Origin of the sequence: Ramlibacter paludis (assembly GCF_022012305.1) — a bacterium.
GTDB lineage: Bacteria > Pseudomonadota > Gammaproteobacteria > Burkholderiales > Burkholderiaceae_C > Ramlibacter > Ramlibacter paludis.
In genome coordinates this window covers 562,541-577,748 of record NZ_JAKLTM010000002.1, presented here as the reverse complement: position 1 = coordinate 577,748, position 15,208 = coordinate 562,541, and the positions used below count along the sequence as shown (strand labels likewise).

Below are 15,208 nucleotides of genomic sequence, written 5' to 3'. Positions count from 1 at the left end.
TGCAGACTGATGCGACACTTCGTCCTGCACGACAACCCCCAAATACCTGCATGCTGCTGTTCCAGCTTCTGAACGCAATCGACCCAAACCTGACTCCGGCGAAGACCAAAATTCACCTGGCTGGCTACAACCAGGTCGAAGAGCCGCTGGATGTCTATCGTCGAGGAATTGAGAAGTGGGAGGCTTGGCAGAGCTGGCAGAATCGTCGCAACTTCGAACGCGAATTCGTCGTGGCGCTCATCGACATCCCGCAGCGACCCGGACTTTGGATGTTCGCAGGGGCATATCGAAAGGCTGGTCGTGAGCGCCGCACCGGTGGGACCGACCATTGGTACTACGACTTGCCACGGATGACCGCGTTCGACGACATCGCCGCTCGCGTCGTTGTCTTGTTTCGTCGCAAGGACCGCGCTGCATACCGGGACGCCGAGACGATTGCCGACAAGTTGGTGGTGCACGAGCTGAGCGCCCGCACTCTCACTCTCCCCGCCTTTCCCGGGTACAAGCAGCTTCACGTTTCGTTTTCGCAGCTCGAAGCTTTGGTGCGGGCTGCGGAATCTAGTTGGCGCACGGCCCTCTCAGCCGTCGGAGGTGTGTATGTGTTGGCTGACAGCGTCGACGGCAAGCTTTACGTCGGTAGTGCGTACGGCGAAGGAGGCATCTGGGGTCGCTGGAGCCAGTACCTGAACGGCCACGGCGGCAACGTTGCACTTCGCGAGCTGGTTGGAGCAGAGAAGGCCAAACGCGCTCAGACCTTCTCGTTCGCAATCCTGGAAACTGCTGATACTTCTGCAGGCAGGGACGACTTGCTGGCGCGAGAGGCCCATTGGAAGCGGGTGCTCTTGAGCCGCGAGTTTGGGCACAACGCGAACTGATTCGTGCGGTCGAACCAGCATTGCTAGGGGTGCGGCGTCGCGCCACTGCCCCGCGGTCAACCTCTCATCGTGCGGTAGCCGTGCTCCACCGCGGCCAACGCTTGCGGAATCCAAGCTGCGAAGGCCTCGGCGTCTGGCCGCGACTGGTACAGGACGAACATGGAGCCTTCAGCGAGCCGGACGTCGACTGGCGGCGCTTTAACGCCGCAGTTCACCCGCTGAAAGTAGTCGTCGCCCATCACGCAGGGCATCCAAAAGTACGGCCAAGTCGGCGATTGGTTCAACAGAGCAGCCTCTCCCTTAAGCTCAAACGACTCGTCTTCCAGGCACGCCACCGAGACTCGCATGCTGTTTCCCTATAGGCCATTGTCGTGAATTGCGGGCTTGTAGCCGTGGGAGCCTCGTGTCGACGGCCCCGCGTCAACTCGCTCTGCGCTCAGGCCTGAGTGCCCTGGCGAACCGCCGCGTCCAAGGTCTTCCCGTCCTTGTTCTTCCACGACAGCCAACCGTTCATGTTATTGCCGACCACGATAGCGGCGGCGGCGCTTGGTGACTTGAACACGTAGTCCTGTGCAAAGACAAGCTGGTCACCTGCTGGCTTCAAGATTCCCTCGGCTTCCAGTTGCTTGCGCAGGACGTGGAAGTCCTTGTCCTTGAAGCTGTCCGTGACTTGGCCGCGAGCCTTGGACCCCTTCAACACGGCCATTCCTTCCGGCGTGTACTGCGCGCGAGCGTCGGTGCCGGAGGCCGTGCAGAAGTAAAGTGCCGCACCTTCCGCCGGCTTCACGGGTTTCTCAAACAGCTGAAACCCCAGTGTAGACATCAAGGTTTCACCCGTTTCGAAGAGCTCCTCACACTCGGCCTCCATAGGCTTTGTGGTGTTCAACTTGTTCCCGTTGGTGTCGTTCTCGACCACGAAGCGGTCGGCTTCCTTTGCCCGTTTGATACAGAGACGCTCAAGGTACAGGGAGTGGGTTGTCGTCAGACTGTCCGCGCGGGAGAGCATCACCACCGCATGCTGCCAAAAGTCCTTTTCCTTCTGGTGCTTGACGACGGCGTTTCTTCAGGTCCGTGGTCTGCCCGATATAGACGTGAGGTTTCGCGGATTCATCGGCGTCGCCAAACAGGAAGTACACGGCTCCGCCGGCGGATTCAGGCATGGCCAAGAAGTCCTTGAGCAGCGCACGAGGAACCTCCAAAAGCCGAACAATGCGAGTGGTGATTTCTGCCTGGCGGATGCCCTGGGGGTCACCTGAGGGCAGGAATATCTGGATAGTCTTGGCTCGGGCTTGAGACATGACGCTAGGCCGCCCGCTGAGAGCCTGACCCCGCGCGGCCCTGCGCGAACGCCTTAAACACCATAGAGGCCAGCATTCCTTGCATGGAGGCCAGCACGCGCTCGTCCTTTAGCAGCTGGTCGGCGATGGTGTTGTGGGCTTCCTGGCCCTCAATGATGATGTCCGTGAGGATGTCCTTGAAGTCGCCCATGGCGAACTGCTGCTCGGAGTTGTTGGCAGCCTGTTCGGCCAAGCTCTCGTTCTCCATCAACTTGCCCTTGATGGTGGTCACGTAGCCCACTAGGTCGGCCTCCGTAAGGTCACCTGAGAACAAGTCGTTCATCTTCGAAACGATTTCCGCGAGCTTGATTTGCTCGTCGGTCGGCGCGCTGCCTGTGCCGGCACCTGAAGCCGGTTTCAGAGGAACGACTTCGCCGACGCTCAGGTCGATGTGCTTCTCCCCCAGCTTCTGCAGCCGGTAGTGCGTCAAGCGAACGTCTGCGTCCAGTTCAACCAGGCTGGAGCCGCCTTCCGAAACTGCAATACGCGGCATCAGGTTTTTGCCGAACGTGTACAGCTTCTCCAGGTCCGAGTCTCCATACGGGATGATTTGACTCAGGAAGTCGTACATGCGCAGGAAGGTGCCGAGGTCCTTGCGGAACTGCTCCTGCTCCTCCTCATCGAGGTCGACGAACCGGTCTTTGGCAGGCTTCAGGAACGGGTGCAGATGCTCCTGCTTGCCCTTGGGGTTGAAAAACGCCTCCGCCAACTGCTCGACCTCCTGCGGGAAATAGACGCCAGCCTTGTCCAGCTTGGTCTGGAGCTCGTGGACGATGTTGGGGTCCGTGACGTCCTTCAGCTGCGCAGCCCGGTAGTAGGGCTGAAACGAGGCAAGGATTTCTTCCGGCTTGTTGACGAAGTCCAGGACGAAGGTGTCTTCCTTGCCCACGCAGGTGCGGTTCAGGCGCGAGAGGGTCTGCACGGCCATGACGCCGGCCAGGCGCTTGTCCACGTACATGGCGCTCAGGAGCGGCTGGTCGAAGCCGGTTTGGTACTTGTTGGCCACCAGCAGCAGGCGATACACGTCCTCTTTGAACGCATCGGACGGCTCCTGGCCCTTTATGTCGGGGTTCATATTCACTTCGGTGAACTCGTCCGAACCCGAATCTTCGTCGCTGACTTTGCCGGAGAACGCCACCAGGGCGCGCATTTCCTTGTCGTAGCCCCGGTCCTTGATGTACCGGTCCATGGCGAGCTTGTAGCGCACCGCAGCCACACGGCTATCCGTGACCACCATGGCCTTGGCTTTGCCGCCAATCTTAGTTGCCACGTGCTCGCGGAAGTGCTCCACGATGATGACGACCTTCTGGGAGATGTTGTGCGGGTGGAGCACGGCGTACCGTGCCAAGGCGCGGCTTGCCTTGCGCTTGGAGACCACCTTGTCATCGGCGGCCGACGCGAGCCTGTAGAAGGTCTTGTAGCCGGTGTAGTTCTTCAGCACGTCGAGGATGAAGCCTTCCTCGATGGCCTGGCGCATGGAGTAGATGTGGAATGCCTGCGGCAGAACGTCTGGCGCTGGCGCTCGACCGAACAGCTCCATCGTCTTGGCCTTGGGCGTCGCCGTGAAGGCGAAGTACGAGACGTTCTTGGGTCGCTCGCGGCCGGCCATGACCTGGTTGATGATGTCCTCGGTGGTCAGGTCTTCCGGGTCGACCTCGACGTCCGCGGACACCTGCACGGTCTCGCCCTCCAGTTCGACAGTGACCGTCTTGTTCTTCGCTTCCGTAGAGAGCGTGCGGCGCAGCTTCTGAGCGGCGGCGCCAGACTGGCTCGAGTGCGCCTCGTCAATGATGAGGGCGAACTTGCGGTCCTTCAGGCCTTGAACCTTGTTCAGGACGTGCGGGAATTTCTGCAGCGTGGTGATGATGACAGGCACGCCATCGGTGAGCGCCTTGGCCAGTTGCTCGGAGTTCTGGTCAATCTTCTGAACCACACCCGCCTTGTGCTCGAATTGGCTGATGGTCTCCTGCAGTTGCCGGTCCAGAACCTTGCGGTCTGTGATGACAATGACCGAGTCGAAGACCTTCTCGCCGGCGGCATTGTGTAGGGTTGAGAACCGGTGTGCGCTCCATGCGATGGTATTGGACTTGCCCGAGCCCGCGGAGTGCTGGGTTAGGTAGACCTGGCCGGCCCCCTCATCGCCAGCCGCCCGAACCAGGCGCAGCACAGCGTCCAGCTGGTGGAAGCGCGGGAAGATGAGCGTTTCCTTGGTGGTCTTCTTGCCGGTGGTCGGGTCGTCGGCCTCCTTGACTTCCAAGTGCAAGAAGTTCCCGAGGATGTCCAGCCACACGTCCTTCGACCACACCAGCTTCCACAGGTAGAAGGTCGGGTAGCCCTCTCCCGGAGGAGCGGGCGGGTTGCCGGCGCCGGCGCCACCCAGGCCGTCCGGGCGGCCCAAGTTGAACGGCAGGAAATAGGTCTTGTCGCCATCCAGCTTGGTGGCCATGAAGACTTCGTCCGTCGAGGCGGCGAAGTGCACGAGCGCACGTGTCTTGAACTGAAGCAGGGGCTCCAGCTCTTTGCTCTTGGGGTCCTTCGGCAGCCGGTCCTTCTTGTATTGAGAGATGGCGTGGAGGATATTCTGCGTTAGGTCGGTCTTCAGCTCCGACGTGGCCACCGGAAGGCCATTGACGAACAGGACGACGTCAATGCTCTTCTCGTTGTGCAGGCTGAAATGGAGCTGGCGGATGGCGGTGAGCCGGTTCTGCTCGTACCACTGCCACAGCTGCTTGTTCTTGGCGTGCGCTGGCCGGAACTGGCACAGGAAGAACTTGGCGTTGCGGTCTTTGAAGCCATGGCGCAGGAGGTGAAGCGTGCCGTGCTTGTCCAACTGCTCCGCAACGCGCTTGACGAAGATTGCATCTGACTGGCCGTTGTGCCACTTCTTGAACTTCTCCCACTCCGCGGGCTGCGTCTGCTGCACGAAGGCGAGCAGGTCCTCCGGGAACAGCGCGAGTTCGCGGTTGTAGGAGGTGGCGTCCTTCAGGTGGGTCCGGACCGACCAGCCGTTGGCGACCAGGTGCTCACAGAGCTCGTCCTCGAAGACGCGCTCGGTATGGATGTTGGACATGGTCGGCAATGACTTCTCCTGGGTTTCTTCTTCTAGGTCCGCGCTCTATCCGCGGCGAGGCATCTCACGCCAGAGCCTCCGCGGGGCGGGCGGCAGGCTTGCTTCCGGAGGTGCTGATGTCAAGCTGGCCGGTCACAGCCGCTGAAATCAAAGAGGAGCGGTATTCGCGCAGGCGCTCAATGTGCTCTTCCACGTGGGAGCGCAGCTTGCGGTGTGCGGCTCCGATGGAAGTGCTATTCGCCACAATCTTCCGTTGGACTGCGAGAGGCGGCAGGGGCACTCGAATGTCTCGGATATTTGAGCAGTTCAGGTGCGGGTGCAATGCACCTGTGGCATACAGGTTGAAGGCGGCCCGGCCGTATGCACTTCTGAGCACGAGTTCGAGGTACTCTGGGATGACCAGTTCGCGGCGCGGTGTCGCGATGATGAGTGCGTGGCAGTTACATCCAGCGAATTCCTCGGTGACGACGGCCGTCTGACCGATGTCGCCAGTCTGCACAATGAGAACGTCGCCGACTTGGAGCACCGATTTCAAGTGCACCTGAGACCAGTCCTCCGTCACGTAATATTCGCCGCGCTCGAAGTCGACCTGTCCCGACTTGATGTGCAGCGATTGCAGATACCGCACACCCGCCGGTACGAGGATGTCCCTTGTCGGTCCGACGAAGCCGTTGGTGAGCTTCGAGACAAGTCGCGCCAGTTGTGGGAGTTTCCATCCGGCTGGTAATGCGGCAGCCTCCGGCTTCTCCGGGGATAGTTCACCAGGGGCCTCGCGCGTCTGGCCCGTCACTTCAGCCAACACTTGGCTGGCTTCGCTCTCTGCAAGCGCCTGAAGAAGCTGTGCCTTTTCTGCAATCAACGCATCAATTCGCGCAGTCTGCTCATCGAGGAAGTCGGCGGTGCGCTCCTGCTCCTGCATGGGCGGGAGCGCAAACGCCAAGCGCGGGATGTCACCCATCCCGATGTTCTTCTGCGTATTTGAGTTGCAGAGGTCCTCGATTTGCTGCTGCAGCGCTGGGCTCTTCAGGACGTACTCCAGAAATCGGCTGTCCAGCCTATTCTTGGCGGGTCTTATAAGCGCGAGAGGTGACCAGATGGCGAATGGGGTGGATGTCTTTACGCGCGCGATTTTCCCGGTGGATGCCGCCTTCCCCATGAGAATGTCATCGAGCTCTGGCGCCGCTTTTTTCCTGTATTCATCGAACGCCTGTGGGGCAACATAGCGACATCCGTCGAGAACAAGCTCCCCATCCTGAATCGCGTCCACAGAGAGGAACGGACGCCCCTCCGATTCGTCTACGAAGGCCGGTGTTTCGTGCGGTCCATCTGTCACGGGTGCCCGAAGCAAGTGCTTCAGGCTGATGTCTGTCCAATGCTCTGGAACCGCACCGAGGTAAGGCGCGGCGGAAGTCCTCTTGGACGCTCTCACGTCAGCACCCCCTTCATCAACTCCAGAAAGCGCTTTTCCATGTCGCCAATCTCCTTGGCGATGACGACCGGCTTCCGAGGCGGCTTGTAGACGTAGAAGTAGCGGTTGAAGCTGATTTCATAGCCGACCTTGCCAACTTGTCCGTCCTTCTCGTCGCGGACCTCTTCGTTAACGTAGGCATCTGGAACATGCGGCAGCACCTCTCGCTTCATGTACGCCTTGAGCTCCTCCGTAAGGGGAACGTTCTCGGTGTCGCGCAGTTCCGGGTCGTAGGGCTTTTGCCCCTTCTTCAATTTCACGGTCACCGCCTTGCCTTCCTGCGGTGGCCGGTCGACGGTGACCTTCCGGTAGCCGAAGAACTTGGTGTCAAACACCTTCGACACGATGCGCGGTACCTCAGGCTCCGCCTGGTCGTCTCCATTGGAACCCTTCGCGGGTTCCTTGAACTCCAGCACGAACGTGGCGTCCTTCGTACAGGTGGCGTAGACCTTCACGATTTCGGCGACCTGGGCCTCAGTGATGAGCACTCGCTTGCTTCCAAGCGACTTCCTCATCTTGGCGAACATCCGGGTGGCGTCAATCAGCTGCACCTTGCCTTTGCGGTCAGCCTTCTTGTCGTTGTCCAGAATCCAGATGTAGGTGGCAATTCCCGTGTTGTAGAACAGGTCGTTCGGCAGCGCGATGATGGCATCGAGCATGTCGTTCTCGAGCACCCAGCGACGGATTTCAGACTCGCCTGAGCCTGCGTCGCCAGTGAACAGCGGCGAGCCATTCAGAACGATGCCCACTCGGCCACCGCCTTCGGCAGCCGGACGCATCTTAGAAATCAAGTGCATCAGGAACAGCAGTGAGCCGTCCGAGATGCGCGGCAGCCCAGGGCCGAACCGGCCCGCGAAGCCCTTCTTCTCGTGCTCCGTCTTGATGGCCTCGAGGACCTTCTTCCAGTCCACGCCGAAAGGCGGGTTCGCCGCGCCGTAGTCGAACTTCTCGTTCGGGAAACCGTCGGCCGACAGGGTATTGCCTCTGACGATGTTCTTCGGGTCCTGCCCTTTGATAAGCATGTCCGCCTTGCAAATGGCGTAGCTCTCGTCGTTCAGCTCTTGGCCGAAAAGGACCATCTTGGCCGTTTTGTTGATGCTCCGGGCCACGGCCTCGCCCACGGACAGGATGCCGCCGGTGCCGGCGGTGGGGTCGTACATCGAGCGAATCACCCCGGGCTTCGACAGCGCCTCGTCGTCACCGGTGAATAGACAGTGCACGATGAGCTGGATGACTTCGCGAGGCGTGAAGTGCTCCCCCGCGGTCTCGTTCGAGGCTTCCGCGAACTTCCGAATCAGCTCCTCGAAGACCAGCCCCATGGTCTCGTTGGGGACCACGTCCGGATGAAGGTCCACGTTGGCGAACATCTGCACCAGCTTGAACAGCAGGTCCTTGTCGTCCAGCTCTGCGACCCGGTCCACGAACTTGAAGCGCTCGAACACGTCCCGTGCGTCGGCGGAGAAGTCCGTCACGTAGGAGATGAGGTTCTGTCGGATGTGCGCGGGGTCCGCGAGCAGGCCGGGCAGCGTGAAGACGCTGGAGTTGTAGAAGGCTTCCTTGCTCTTCTTCTTTAGGACCAGGTCTAGGTTGACACCAGTGTCCTTGCGCTTCGTGTATTCTGCCAGGACATCCGACTTGGTCTTCTCGAGGACGCAATCCAGTCGGCGCAGCAACGTGAACGGCAGGATGACCTTACCGTAGTCGGCCTGCTTGTAGTCGCCGCGGAGCAGGTCGGCGACTGACCAGAGGAAGTTGGCGAGTTCGGAGAAGTTCTGTGCCATGAATGCTTTCAGTTTTTGGTGTTCTTGGTTGCAGTCTTGCGAAGAGCCGGTGTGGGAGCCGGTCGGGGCTGGAGATTCAGCGCCTTCGCCCGGTCGCGCACCATGACCTCAAAAAGATTGGTTAGGCTGCGGCTTTCTGCGGCCGCGCACTGCTCCCAGAGGTCTCGAACCTCAGGGGTCATCTTCAGCGAGGTGGCTGCAGTCTTTCGGAGCGGGCGAGGCATTGGGACGTGGAGCGTACTTGAGATGTAGCGAACAGATATACGTTAACAGTATGCGATTAGCCTGACCAGCGCCGCAGCTCCCTGGGACCTCATCGCAGATGTAAGCCCCCAATCTTTGAGGAGAGGATGCAACAATGCGGCCGGCGAGCAGGGCGCCTTCATCCCGTCCCAGCCGCTTTGAAGTGAAGAGGCAGCCTCTACCTCACCTGGCTTAAGAGCCTCATCGACCGCCCGCATGATTTAGCGGTGCGTACGGTTGGCCAGTGGGTACGCTCGTGGAAAACTAGCCATACTCAGGACAGGCTTTAATTTCCTCCCGATTTCATCATGTGCCGAGCCGACCTCTTCTTGCGACAAGCGCAGGGCGTTCTGCAGACGTACGCGAACTTTCCATCCCGTCGCGATGAGCGCGACGCTTGGAGTTGCACCTATCTGCCGCTTACCAAGCTGCTTGGTCACGACCTGAGCGCCGCGTTGCGCGCGGGCGGCGAACTGCAGCGCGATTACGTGTACTGCGGCGATGCATTCGATACGACGGGGCCGGCGCGCGAGGAGCATGTTGTGCCGTTGAAGTGCATCATTGAGCATCTGCTAGCTACACCTGAGGAATGGCGCGGCCGCGCGGGGCGCGAGCGTCTCCGCACATTCATGGCCGAGCACCTCGTGCTCGCGAAGGTGCCACTGACACTGGAGCGCGAGCTCGCGCCACAAACCATGGAAGATGCGCGTTGGTGCCATCCGGCGTCGACCATATCTGAACTGGTGAAGCACCGTGCAATGTGGTGCCGCTATAGGGTGGTTCCTGGGCTGCGTCTACCGTGGCAGCGCGGTTCGCACTTCCGAGTGCGAACCCCCGAAGATTGAAGTTTTGGCAATTGATAGGCGGTCCCGCTGTTCTTGAGGTGTCTTGGGTAGGCACCGAGGCGGCGAGCGACCGGGAGGCGTTCATGAGCCGTATTGCAGCTCTGCTTGCCCGTATCATGCCGCTAGACCGCAGCAAGACAGAAATTGGGTCGACCTGCTAGATGAGGTGTAGCCCGCGCTACGCTTCTGCGACTACGCTTGCGTTCACTGGGTCTCCTTCTTCGCGGGGAACTTTGAATGTGACCTCTTCGTTTGTGGAAGCGTCAAAATAGCGACCGCTCCGAATTGTTGCCAGCTCCTTCGGTCCAAGTGGACCGGTCTGAGGAATGCCGGTCACCATCTCATAACACCAACTTTCTAGCGCATCTGGACCAATACGAAATGCCGGCGGGTCTCGACACTCATGACGGCAGTTCACCCCGTCATTACGACAAATCGCGAGTTGATATGGTTCGCAGGCACCTCCCCCACCGGGAGGCATGTCGCAGTTGCAGTTGTTTGTCACGGCCATGGATGCACGCCTCGCTCTTCCATCGATTCTGTTTCACTGAAGGACGTGAAGCGTAAAGTGCTTTGCCGCTTCGTCTAGGTCCACCCTATACGCTCGCACTGCGCCCTTCGGAACAAGTTGTCCCAATCTAGCGAGCGATTGTTTTGCTTGCTGGAAGGTGCCGCAAAGGAGGTTTTCACTTGCCGGAACCACCGCCCGCTCGGTCGCAGACAGGGAGGACAGGTCGATTGTGGCGCCTGCTTCGCTGGCAATCGCCTGTGCAACCTGCTCGAACGGCGTTTGGGTGCCAATGGAAACCACCGACCCTCCGTTACCCGATGGAGACGGCGCGCGACTTCGGAAAAGCAGGAACACCAATCCGAACAGAGCTACGCCAGCAGTGCCTTGAAACGCAAGCTTGCTCCCAGGCCCAAACGTGACGTCTGCGCTTAGAAGAGCCGCGCCAGTAAAAAATGCACCAGAAGCCCCGGCGCCCAGCGAACACACATAGTGGACGATGTCGTACCGCAGCTGGGTGGGAGCCCTGGTCGAATCAAATGCTTGCCACAGAAACCACAGGGTAATTGCAGCGAACACGATGCCAGCGACTAACTGAATAAGAGCGTGCGTTTGCGCAGTCATGTCAGCCCTCCGCGCCATGTGCGGTAGCGCCAACTCGTGACGCCGTATACAGGAACGATGCATCGGACTGCGCCAGAGTCTGGCGCTCCAACGGGCGCAACTGCGCTGGCCGAGGAATCCATCCCAGAACAAATGGACAGATTCACGAGGTCGGCTTGCGCACTGCTTTTTTACAGGAGGAGCGAGACTTCCGCAAGGGGCGGTTAAGGATACGCCCTGGTTCGGTTGCCGTATTGAGCTTGTCCGAGTTCTCTAATCAAACCGTCATTAGGAAGTTCTGCAGGAATCCAGCGCATCAAGTGCACGCTCGGGAGGACTGCAGCAAGACTGAGGTTGGCTAACCGCAGCCCGTTCTACCCCGAAGAGGTGACGCCTAGGGAAAGTCCCTTTCGCAGCCGCGCAAAAGGTCAACAGGATGACGGCTTCAAGCAGACACCCGATGCGTACAACCTCTCTTTTTACCTTCGTCGTCGCATGTGCCCTGGCCGTGGCACCGATGGCTGCCGATGCGAAAGGCAAGGGCGGTGGCGGGGGCCGACCGTCGTACGGCGGGGGAAAGGACACGAGTAGCCATGGCGGCCCCTACAAAGGAGGAAGCGGCTCATCGCACAAGGGCGGCGACTATAAGAACAGCAAGACAGGCGACCGTTACGGGAAGCACAAACAGCCGTCCGCAGTGGAGCTCAGTCAGCGGGGGCCGCTCCCGCTCCGCAAATCGTCAGGTTCGCCCCGAGCGGGCGAATAGGCTTTTGCTTAGTGTCAGGCTGCGACCCGAGCGGGCGCATAGGCTCTGGCTCAATATCCGCGACGCTTAAAAAATCCTGTTGTCGCTCTGGACTTGGATGCTGTATGGACGTACAGTATTGCATATGGACGTTCCATCTCAGGTCGAGCTGAACCGGATACGGGCGGCAAGCGCCCGCGCGGGCGCGAATTCAGGTGACGTGACGGTGCACTGGCAGTCCACATTCGGTCTCATCGTCATCGAAGTGCGCGGCGGCGAGGTGTTTGTCAACGGCGAGCGAGTCGAGCCTGTAAGGCGCGATGAGGGGACAGTGCTGGCAAAGTAGGCCGCATGCTCAACCTCGCCACCATACTCGCGCCCTACGGCTTCGACGAGAGCGTCAAGACCAAGCTGGTTCGCCACCAAGACCCACGCTGGGACGTCGACTTGCTCTACCGGGAGGGCCATTTCGAAACCTATCAGTCGCTGCAGGGCCGCGCAGTATTCAAGGACTGCACTGGGTTGGTGTCGTTCCTAGGCAGACCTGGGACGAGCGCGCTGTTTATCGGCGTGTACGACGTTACTGGTCTTGCCCTTCGCCAGCAAGTCCACGACATCAGGGGCGGGTCATCGCCCGCGTTCGCACGAGCTTGTTATCCTCGTGCTCACGCACTTCCAACCCTTTGCACGTGGAGGTCTCCGGCGCTGTACTTCACGCCCGTTACGACATAGTCGGCCCACTTGGTCATTAGTTTCCTCGCTTCAAGCTTCAACTCGAAATTCCATACTTCTCTGCGTACACGTCGCGGAAATCTTGGTCTGCGCACAGGCAGTGCGGCTTTAGCGTTTTCGCCCTCAGTCGACTGGGTCGCCTCGGAAACGGTGCCATCAGGTCAATCTGCGTCACGGTCTCGTCGAGGGCGGCCGGTCGCGCCAGTTCGGCTGCTATCAGCAACCCGGCAAAGGCTGACTGGAATCCCATGGGGACTTCGGCCCTCGCCTGGATGGCCGCTTTGTGGAACTCCATGACTTGGCCGCCGCAGACTGCGTCAACGTAGAGGTCGCGCAACGGGCGATTCTCGAATCCGGCCAGCTTCTCATAGGCGACGCCTGCGGCAGTTGCGATTCGCTGGAGAAACTCGACATCCGTAGGAAGGTTCTGCTGCAGTCGACGGCGGACCTGGTCAAGCGTGGGCTTGTCGTTGGGCAACTTGAGTGCCTCAAGGACCAATGCGTCCTCGTTTTTCAACTCGCCGGTAGGGAGGTAAAGGCAGGCCAGGCAGGCCATAGACGAGAGGAAGTCGGCGTGTCTCGAGAGTCCCGCCTCCCCTTTCTGCGTCCATGCGTTGAAGATGACGCGGGGCAGGCTGGCCTGAATCTGGATGCGCGCGGCGGCGGTATCTACGGCGCTCAACACGGTGTCCACCCGGTAGCCCGGCACTTCGGCAACGTGTGTGGCCCAGTCCGAGACTTTTTCCTTCACCGAGAAGCCTTTGGATTCCCCGAACCAGGTGACGGCGAGAGGGGCCTTCTCCTTGCCCAAGTCCCCAGCCTTGAGCATCACGTAGCGCTGCAGGTTGCTGTCCGAGACCTTTTCCGGGTCGATGATGTGCAGGTCACCGCTGCAGCGCATGCGAGTGAGCGCCCAAAGAACGCCGTTACCAATCGCGCCGACGCCAGCCAGGTGAACGTCCTTGAGAGTCACTCGGGCCAACTCGGGGTTCGACGATTTCGCAGTTGCGGGACGCAGGTCCAGGAGCGAGACGCGAACGCTGTCGTCAAGTGCTGCCTTGCCGACTTCGTCCTGGAAAATCGCCCTGAACACGTTGGCCACGCCAATGCACGCCGCAGCACCAGCCCCTAAGGGATTGCTGCTCGGGCCGCTCCCAACCAGGGCGGCGCGATTCACAGCAGCAATCCAGTTATCTGAGCCCAGATACCAGGTGTGGTCTGGCGATGCTCTCGAATCAGGCGCGCGGCTGCGACCCACGACAAGAAGGACTGTGGCGCGCTCGAGGCTGTCGTCGATGTCAATCTTTGGATTGATTTCTCTTGCAAGCTGCTTCAGACCGGTCAGGCTCGCCGGCTTGGCCTTCCCAAGTGGAACGATAGCAAGGGTAGGGTAGAGCCGCGCAAGCAAACGCACTGCCAAATCAGCTGTCGCTTGCGCCTCGGCGCTCGACTGAGCTGTCTCGTCAAGGGCGAGCCCAACGACATGCGCTTCGAGCTTCTTTGCGAGCAACTCGGCGTCAAATCCGCTCACCAGTGCTGCGGCCGCCTGAGTATTTCTGTAGAAGTAATCTGCAAGGGCCATGGTCAGACCACCACGATTCGGTTTGGACTTTCGGATTCGTCAACTTCGTTCCACGCTCCAGCGTCGTCCAACCGGTAGACGGCGCACTCGGCTAGAGGGAAGTCACGCACCGCGAAGCTGGGTACCACAATGGAAAAGCAGCCGATAGTGGTGGCTATAGCGAACTTGTCGTCGGTCTCTGAGTGGTAGGCCGCGCCAGGATGGGTATGTATTTGGGCGACGAGGTCGAGTGAGTTCCGATAGAGGTGCACGTTCAAGCGCGCCAACTCGTCCCCGTCAACCACCGCGCAGAGACCATCAGCCGTGCGCAGACCCCGTTGTTTCGGAACAATGAGCTGAGTGACTTGAAAAAGCGTGCCCTCTTGTTGGCCCGCCCAAAGCACCATGCCTTCGAGCCCCAGCTTTCCAGCTAACCGCATGGATTCGTACCCATCGGTAAGCACTTGGCGCGGCACGCGCACTTCTGTGACGTCGGAAAGCAGGCTCATGCGGGTTCCACAATTTGCTGCACGACGATGCCTGCGGCTTGCACCTGGACCGAGAAGTTCTGCTGCACCATGGGCTCTGTACCGTACTTCGCGATGATTTCCAGAAGCCGAATGATGCTTCCAGCGTTCTGCGCCCGGTGCAGCCACCAAGAATCGCCGGTATGCCCCGGGTTGTTGTGATACTCGCGAACTCCACGCATGCACATGAACGGGATGTCGTCGTCGGACCAGAACTGAAGGAACCGCTCTGGCACGCCTTGTCGAAGGGGCTGTCCGTCGGGACCGGTCGGTCCATTCGGTGCCCGACCAGGCTGAAGGTCTGATGGCGGCAGGAGCCTGACCCGCTGCAGTTCAGTTGCGAGTTGATTGCGCTTCAGTGGCACCTTGGTGAACGGATTGACGAACGAAACCGAAGGCGGTTCTACGTCGTAGTTGCTCAATTCGAGCAACACGCCGAACGGGACGATGGGGTGTGGCGTGAATCGTGCAGCTGCGAACGCGACCAGCAGCGTCGGAAACCGGTACTCCAAGACCCAGATGCCCCGCTCTCGAAAGTAGTCGATGCGGTCGACTAGGTGGCGTAGCTCACGCTCCACCTTGCGCCGCACCACATGAGGGTCGGTGTACACCGGGTCAGCCGACCACACCCGCGGTCAGGTTCAGAAAAATCTCGGCGTTATGTGCGAACCCGAAGCTCGCGAGGGCCCGTGCCTTGTCCAAGGTCTGTCCGGCGCTGTCCGTGAAGACCCAACGGTCGGTCTCGGACTTGTCGGCGACGTTTGCCTTCTCCAAAGCGGGCACAACAAGAGACCCCAGCAGGTCCGTGGGGGCACCCTTCAGCGGGACGCCGTTGCCGTTCACGACCACCTTTAGGTGAATGTCTTTGTCTTCTTTCGTTGCCATCATTTCTCCAGGTAATTGGACAAGCTGC

The 15,208-nt window shown here is 60.0% G+C and carries 13 protein-coding genes; 3 read left to right on the top strand and 10 right to left on the bottom strand.

Annotation, left to right across the window (positions count from 1 at the left end; translation table 11 throughout):
* Positions 1 to 50: 50 nt before the first annotated feature.
* Positions 51 to 875 (top strand): GIY-YIG nuclease family protein, encoded by an 825-nt coding sequence (locus LZ009_RS09465; protein WP_275697659.1) that lies wholly within the window; start codon positions 51 to 53, stop codon positions 873 to 875.
* 56 nt (positions 876 to 931) lie between these two features.
* Here the strand turns inward: LZ009_RS09465 and LZ009_RS09460 are convergent, their stop codons facing one another.
* The 5 genes from LZ009_RS09460 to LZ009_RS09440 form a co-directional block, all read right to left on the bottom strand.
* Positions 932 to 1,114, bottom strand: a complete 183-nt coding sequence (locus LZ009_RS09460; protein WP_275697658.1) for a hypothetical protein — start codon at positions 1,112 to 1,114, stop codon at positions 932 to 934.
* Positions 1,115 to 1,311: 197 nt separating this feature from the next.
* Complete coding sequence (locus tag LZ009_RS09455; RefSeq protein ID WP_275697914.1) at positions 1,312 to 1,881, bottom strand: DUF4357 domain-containing protein; 570 nt, start codon at positions 1,879 to 1,881, stop codon at positions 1,312 to 1,314.
* Positions 1,882 to 2,177: 296 nt separating this feature from the next.
* Positions 2,178 to 5,282: a type I restriction endonuclease subunit R gene (locus LZ009_RS09450; protein WP_275697657.1), complete on the bottom strand. Its 3,105-nt coding sequence runs from the start codon at positions 5,280 to 5,282 to the stop codon at positions 2,178 to 2,180.
* A 64-nt stretch (positions 5,283 to 5,346) separates the two neighbouring features.
* A complete protein-coding gene (locus tag LZ009_RS09445; protein ID WP_275697656.1) occupies positions 5,347 to 6,711 on the bottom strand; it encodes a restriction endonuclease subunit S in 1,365 nt (454 codons plus the stop codon).
* Positions 6,708 to 8,531, bottom strand: coding sequence for a type I restriction-modification system subunit M (locus tag LZ009_RS09440; RefSeq protein WP_275697655.1), 1,824 nt, complete (start codon positions 8,529 to 8,531; stop codon positions 6,708 to 6,710). Before LZ009_RS09440 ends, LZ009_RS09445 begins: the two co-directional genes overlap by 4 nt.
* Positions 8,532 to 9,082: 551 nt before the next feature.
* Between LZ009_RS09440 and LZ009_RS09435 the strand changes: the two genes are divergently transcribed.
* Positions 9,083 to 9,619 carry a hypothetical protein gene (locus LZ009_RS09435; RefSeq protein ID WP_275697654.1) on the top strand — a complete coding sequence of 179 codons (537 nt, stop codon included), beginning with the start codon at positions 9,083 to 9,085 and terminating at the stop codon, positions 9,617 to 9,619.
* A 544-nt stretch (positions 9,620 to 10,163) separates the two neighbouring features.
* Here LZ009_RS09435 and LZ009_RS09430 read toward each other — a convergent pair.
* Positions 10,164 to 10,751 (bottom strand): hypothetical protein, encoded by a 588-nt coding sequence (locus LZ009_RS09430; RefSeq protein ID WP_275697653.1) that lies wholly within the window; start codon positions 10,749 to 10,751, stop codon positions 10,164 to 10,166.
* An 869-nt stretch (positions 10,752 to 11,620) separates the two neighbouring features.
* Between LZ009_RS09430 and LZ009_RS09425 the strand changes: the two genes are divergently transcribed.
* Positions 11,621 to 11,821 (top strand): hypothetical protein, encoded by a 201-nt coding sequence (locus LZ009_RS09425; protein ID WP_275697652.1) that lies wholly within the window; start codon positions 11,621 to 11,623, stop codon positions 11,819 to 11,821.
* Between the two features lie 423 nt (positions 11,822 to 12,244).
* Here the strand turns inward: LZ009_RS09425 and LZ009_RS09420 are convergent, their stop codons facing one another.
* The 4 genes from LZ009_RS09420 to LZ009_RS09405 are packed head-to-tail and all read right to left on the bottom strand — an operon-like array spanning position 12,245 to position 15,180.
* Positions 12,245 to 13,789, bottom strand: a complete 1,545-nt coding sequence (locus tag LZ009_RS09420) for an E2 ligase fold family C protein (RefSeq protein WP_275697651.1) — start codon at positions 13,787 to 13,789, stop codon at positions 12,245 to 12,247.
* A gap of 2 nt (positions 13,790 to 13,791) precedes the next feature.
* Positions 13,792 to 14,277: an MPN domain-containing protein gene (locus LZ009_RS09415; RefSeq protein ID WP_275697650.1), complete on the bottom strand. Its 486-nt coding sequence runs from the start codon at positions 14,275 to 14,277 to the stop codon at positions 13,792 to 13,794.
* Positions 14,274 to 14,906 carry a putative metal-binding protein gene (locus tag LZ009_RS09410; RefSeq protein ID WP_275697649.1) on the bottom strand — a complete coding sequence of 211 codons (633 nt, stop codon included), beginning with the start codon at positions 14,904 to 14,906 and terminating at the stop codon, positions 14,274 to 14,276. The genes LZ009_RS09415 and LZ009_RS09410 overlap by 4 nt, the downstream gene beginning before the upstream one ends.
* 4 nt (positions 14,907 to 14,910) lie before the next feature.
* On the bottom strand, positions 14,911 to 15,180 hold the full coding sequence (locus LZ009_RS09405; protein WP_275697648.1) for a DUF2604 domain-containing protein: 270 nt from the start codon (positions 15,178 to 15,180) through the stop codon (positions 14,911 to 14,913).
* Positions 15,181 to 15,208 lie beyond the last annotated feature (28 nt).

Coding starts and splice junctions, on each gene's coding strand:
- LZ009_RS09465 (WP_275697659.1), top strand. CDS start 51: ATGCTGCTGTTCCAGCTTCTGAACGCAATCGACCCAAACCTGACTCCG.
- LZ009_RS09460 (WP_275697658.1), bottom strand. CDS start 1,114: ATGGGCGACGACTACTTTCAGCGGGTGAACTGCGGCGTTAAAGCGCCG.
- LZ009_RS09455 (WP_275697914.1), bottom strand. CDS start 1,881: ATGCTCTCCCGCGCGGACAGTCTGACGACAACCCACTCCCTGTACCTT.
- LZ009_RS09450 (WP_275697657.1), bottom strand. CDS start 5,282: ATGTCCAACATCCATACCGAGCGCGTCTTCGAGGACGAGCTCTGTGAG.
- LZ009_RS09440 (WP_275697655.1), bottom strand. CDS start 8,531: ATGGCACAGAACTTCTCCGAACTCGCCAACTTCCTCTGGTCAGTCGCC.
- LZ009_RS09435 (WP_275697654.1), top strand. CDS start 9,083: ATGTGCCGAGCCGACCTCTTCTTGCGACAAGCGCAGGGCGTTCTGCAG.
- LZ009_RS09430 (WP_275697653.1), bottom strand. CDS start 10,751: ATGACTGCGCAAACGCACGCTCTTATTCAGTTAGTCGCTGGCATCGTG.
- LZ009_RS09425 (WP_275697652.1), top strand. CDS start 11,621: ATGGACGTTCCATCTCAGGTCGAGCTGAACCGGATACGGGCGGCAAGC.
- LZ009_RS09420 (WP_275697651.1), bottom strand. CDS start 13,789: ATGGCCCTTGCAGATTACTTCTACAGAAATACTCAGGCGGCCGCAGCA.
- LZ009_RS09415 (WP_275697650.1), bottom strand. CDS start 14,277: ATGAGCCTGCTTTCCGACGTCACAGAAGTGCGCGTGCCGCGCCAAGTG.
- LZ009_RS09405 (WP_275697648.1), bottom strand. CDS start 15,180: ATGGCAACGAAAGAAGACAAAGACATTCACCTAAAGGTGGTCGTGAAC.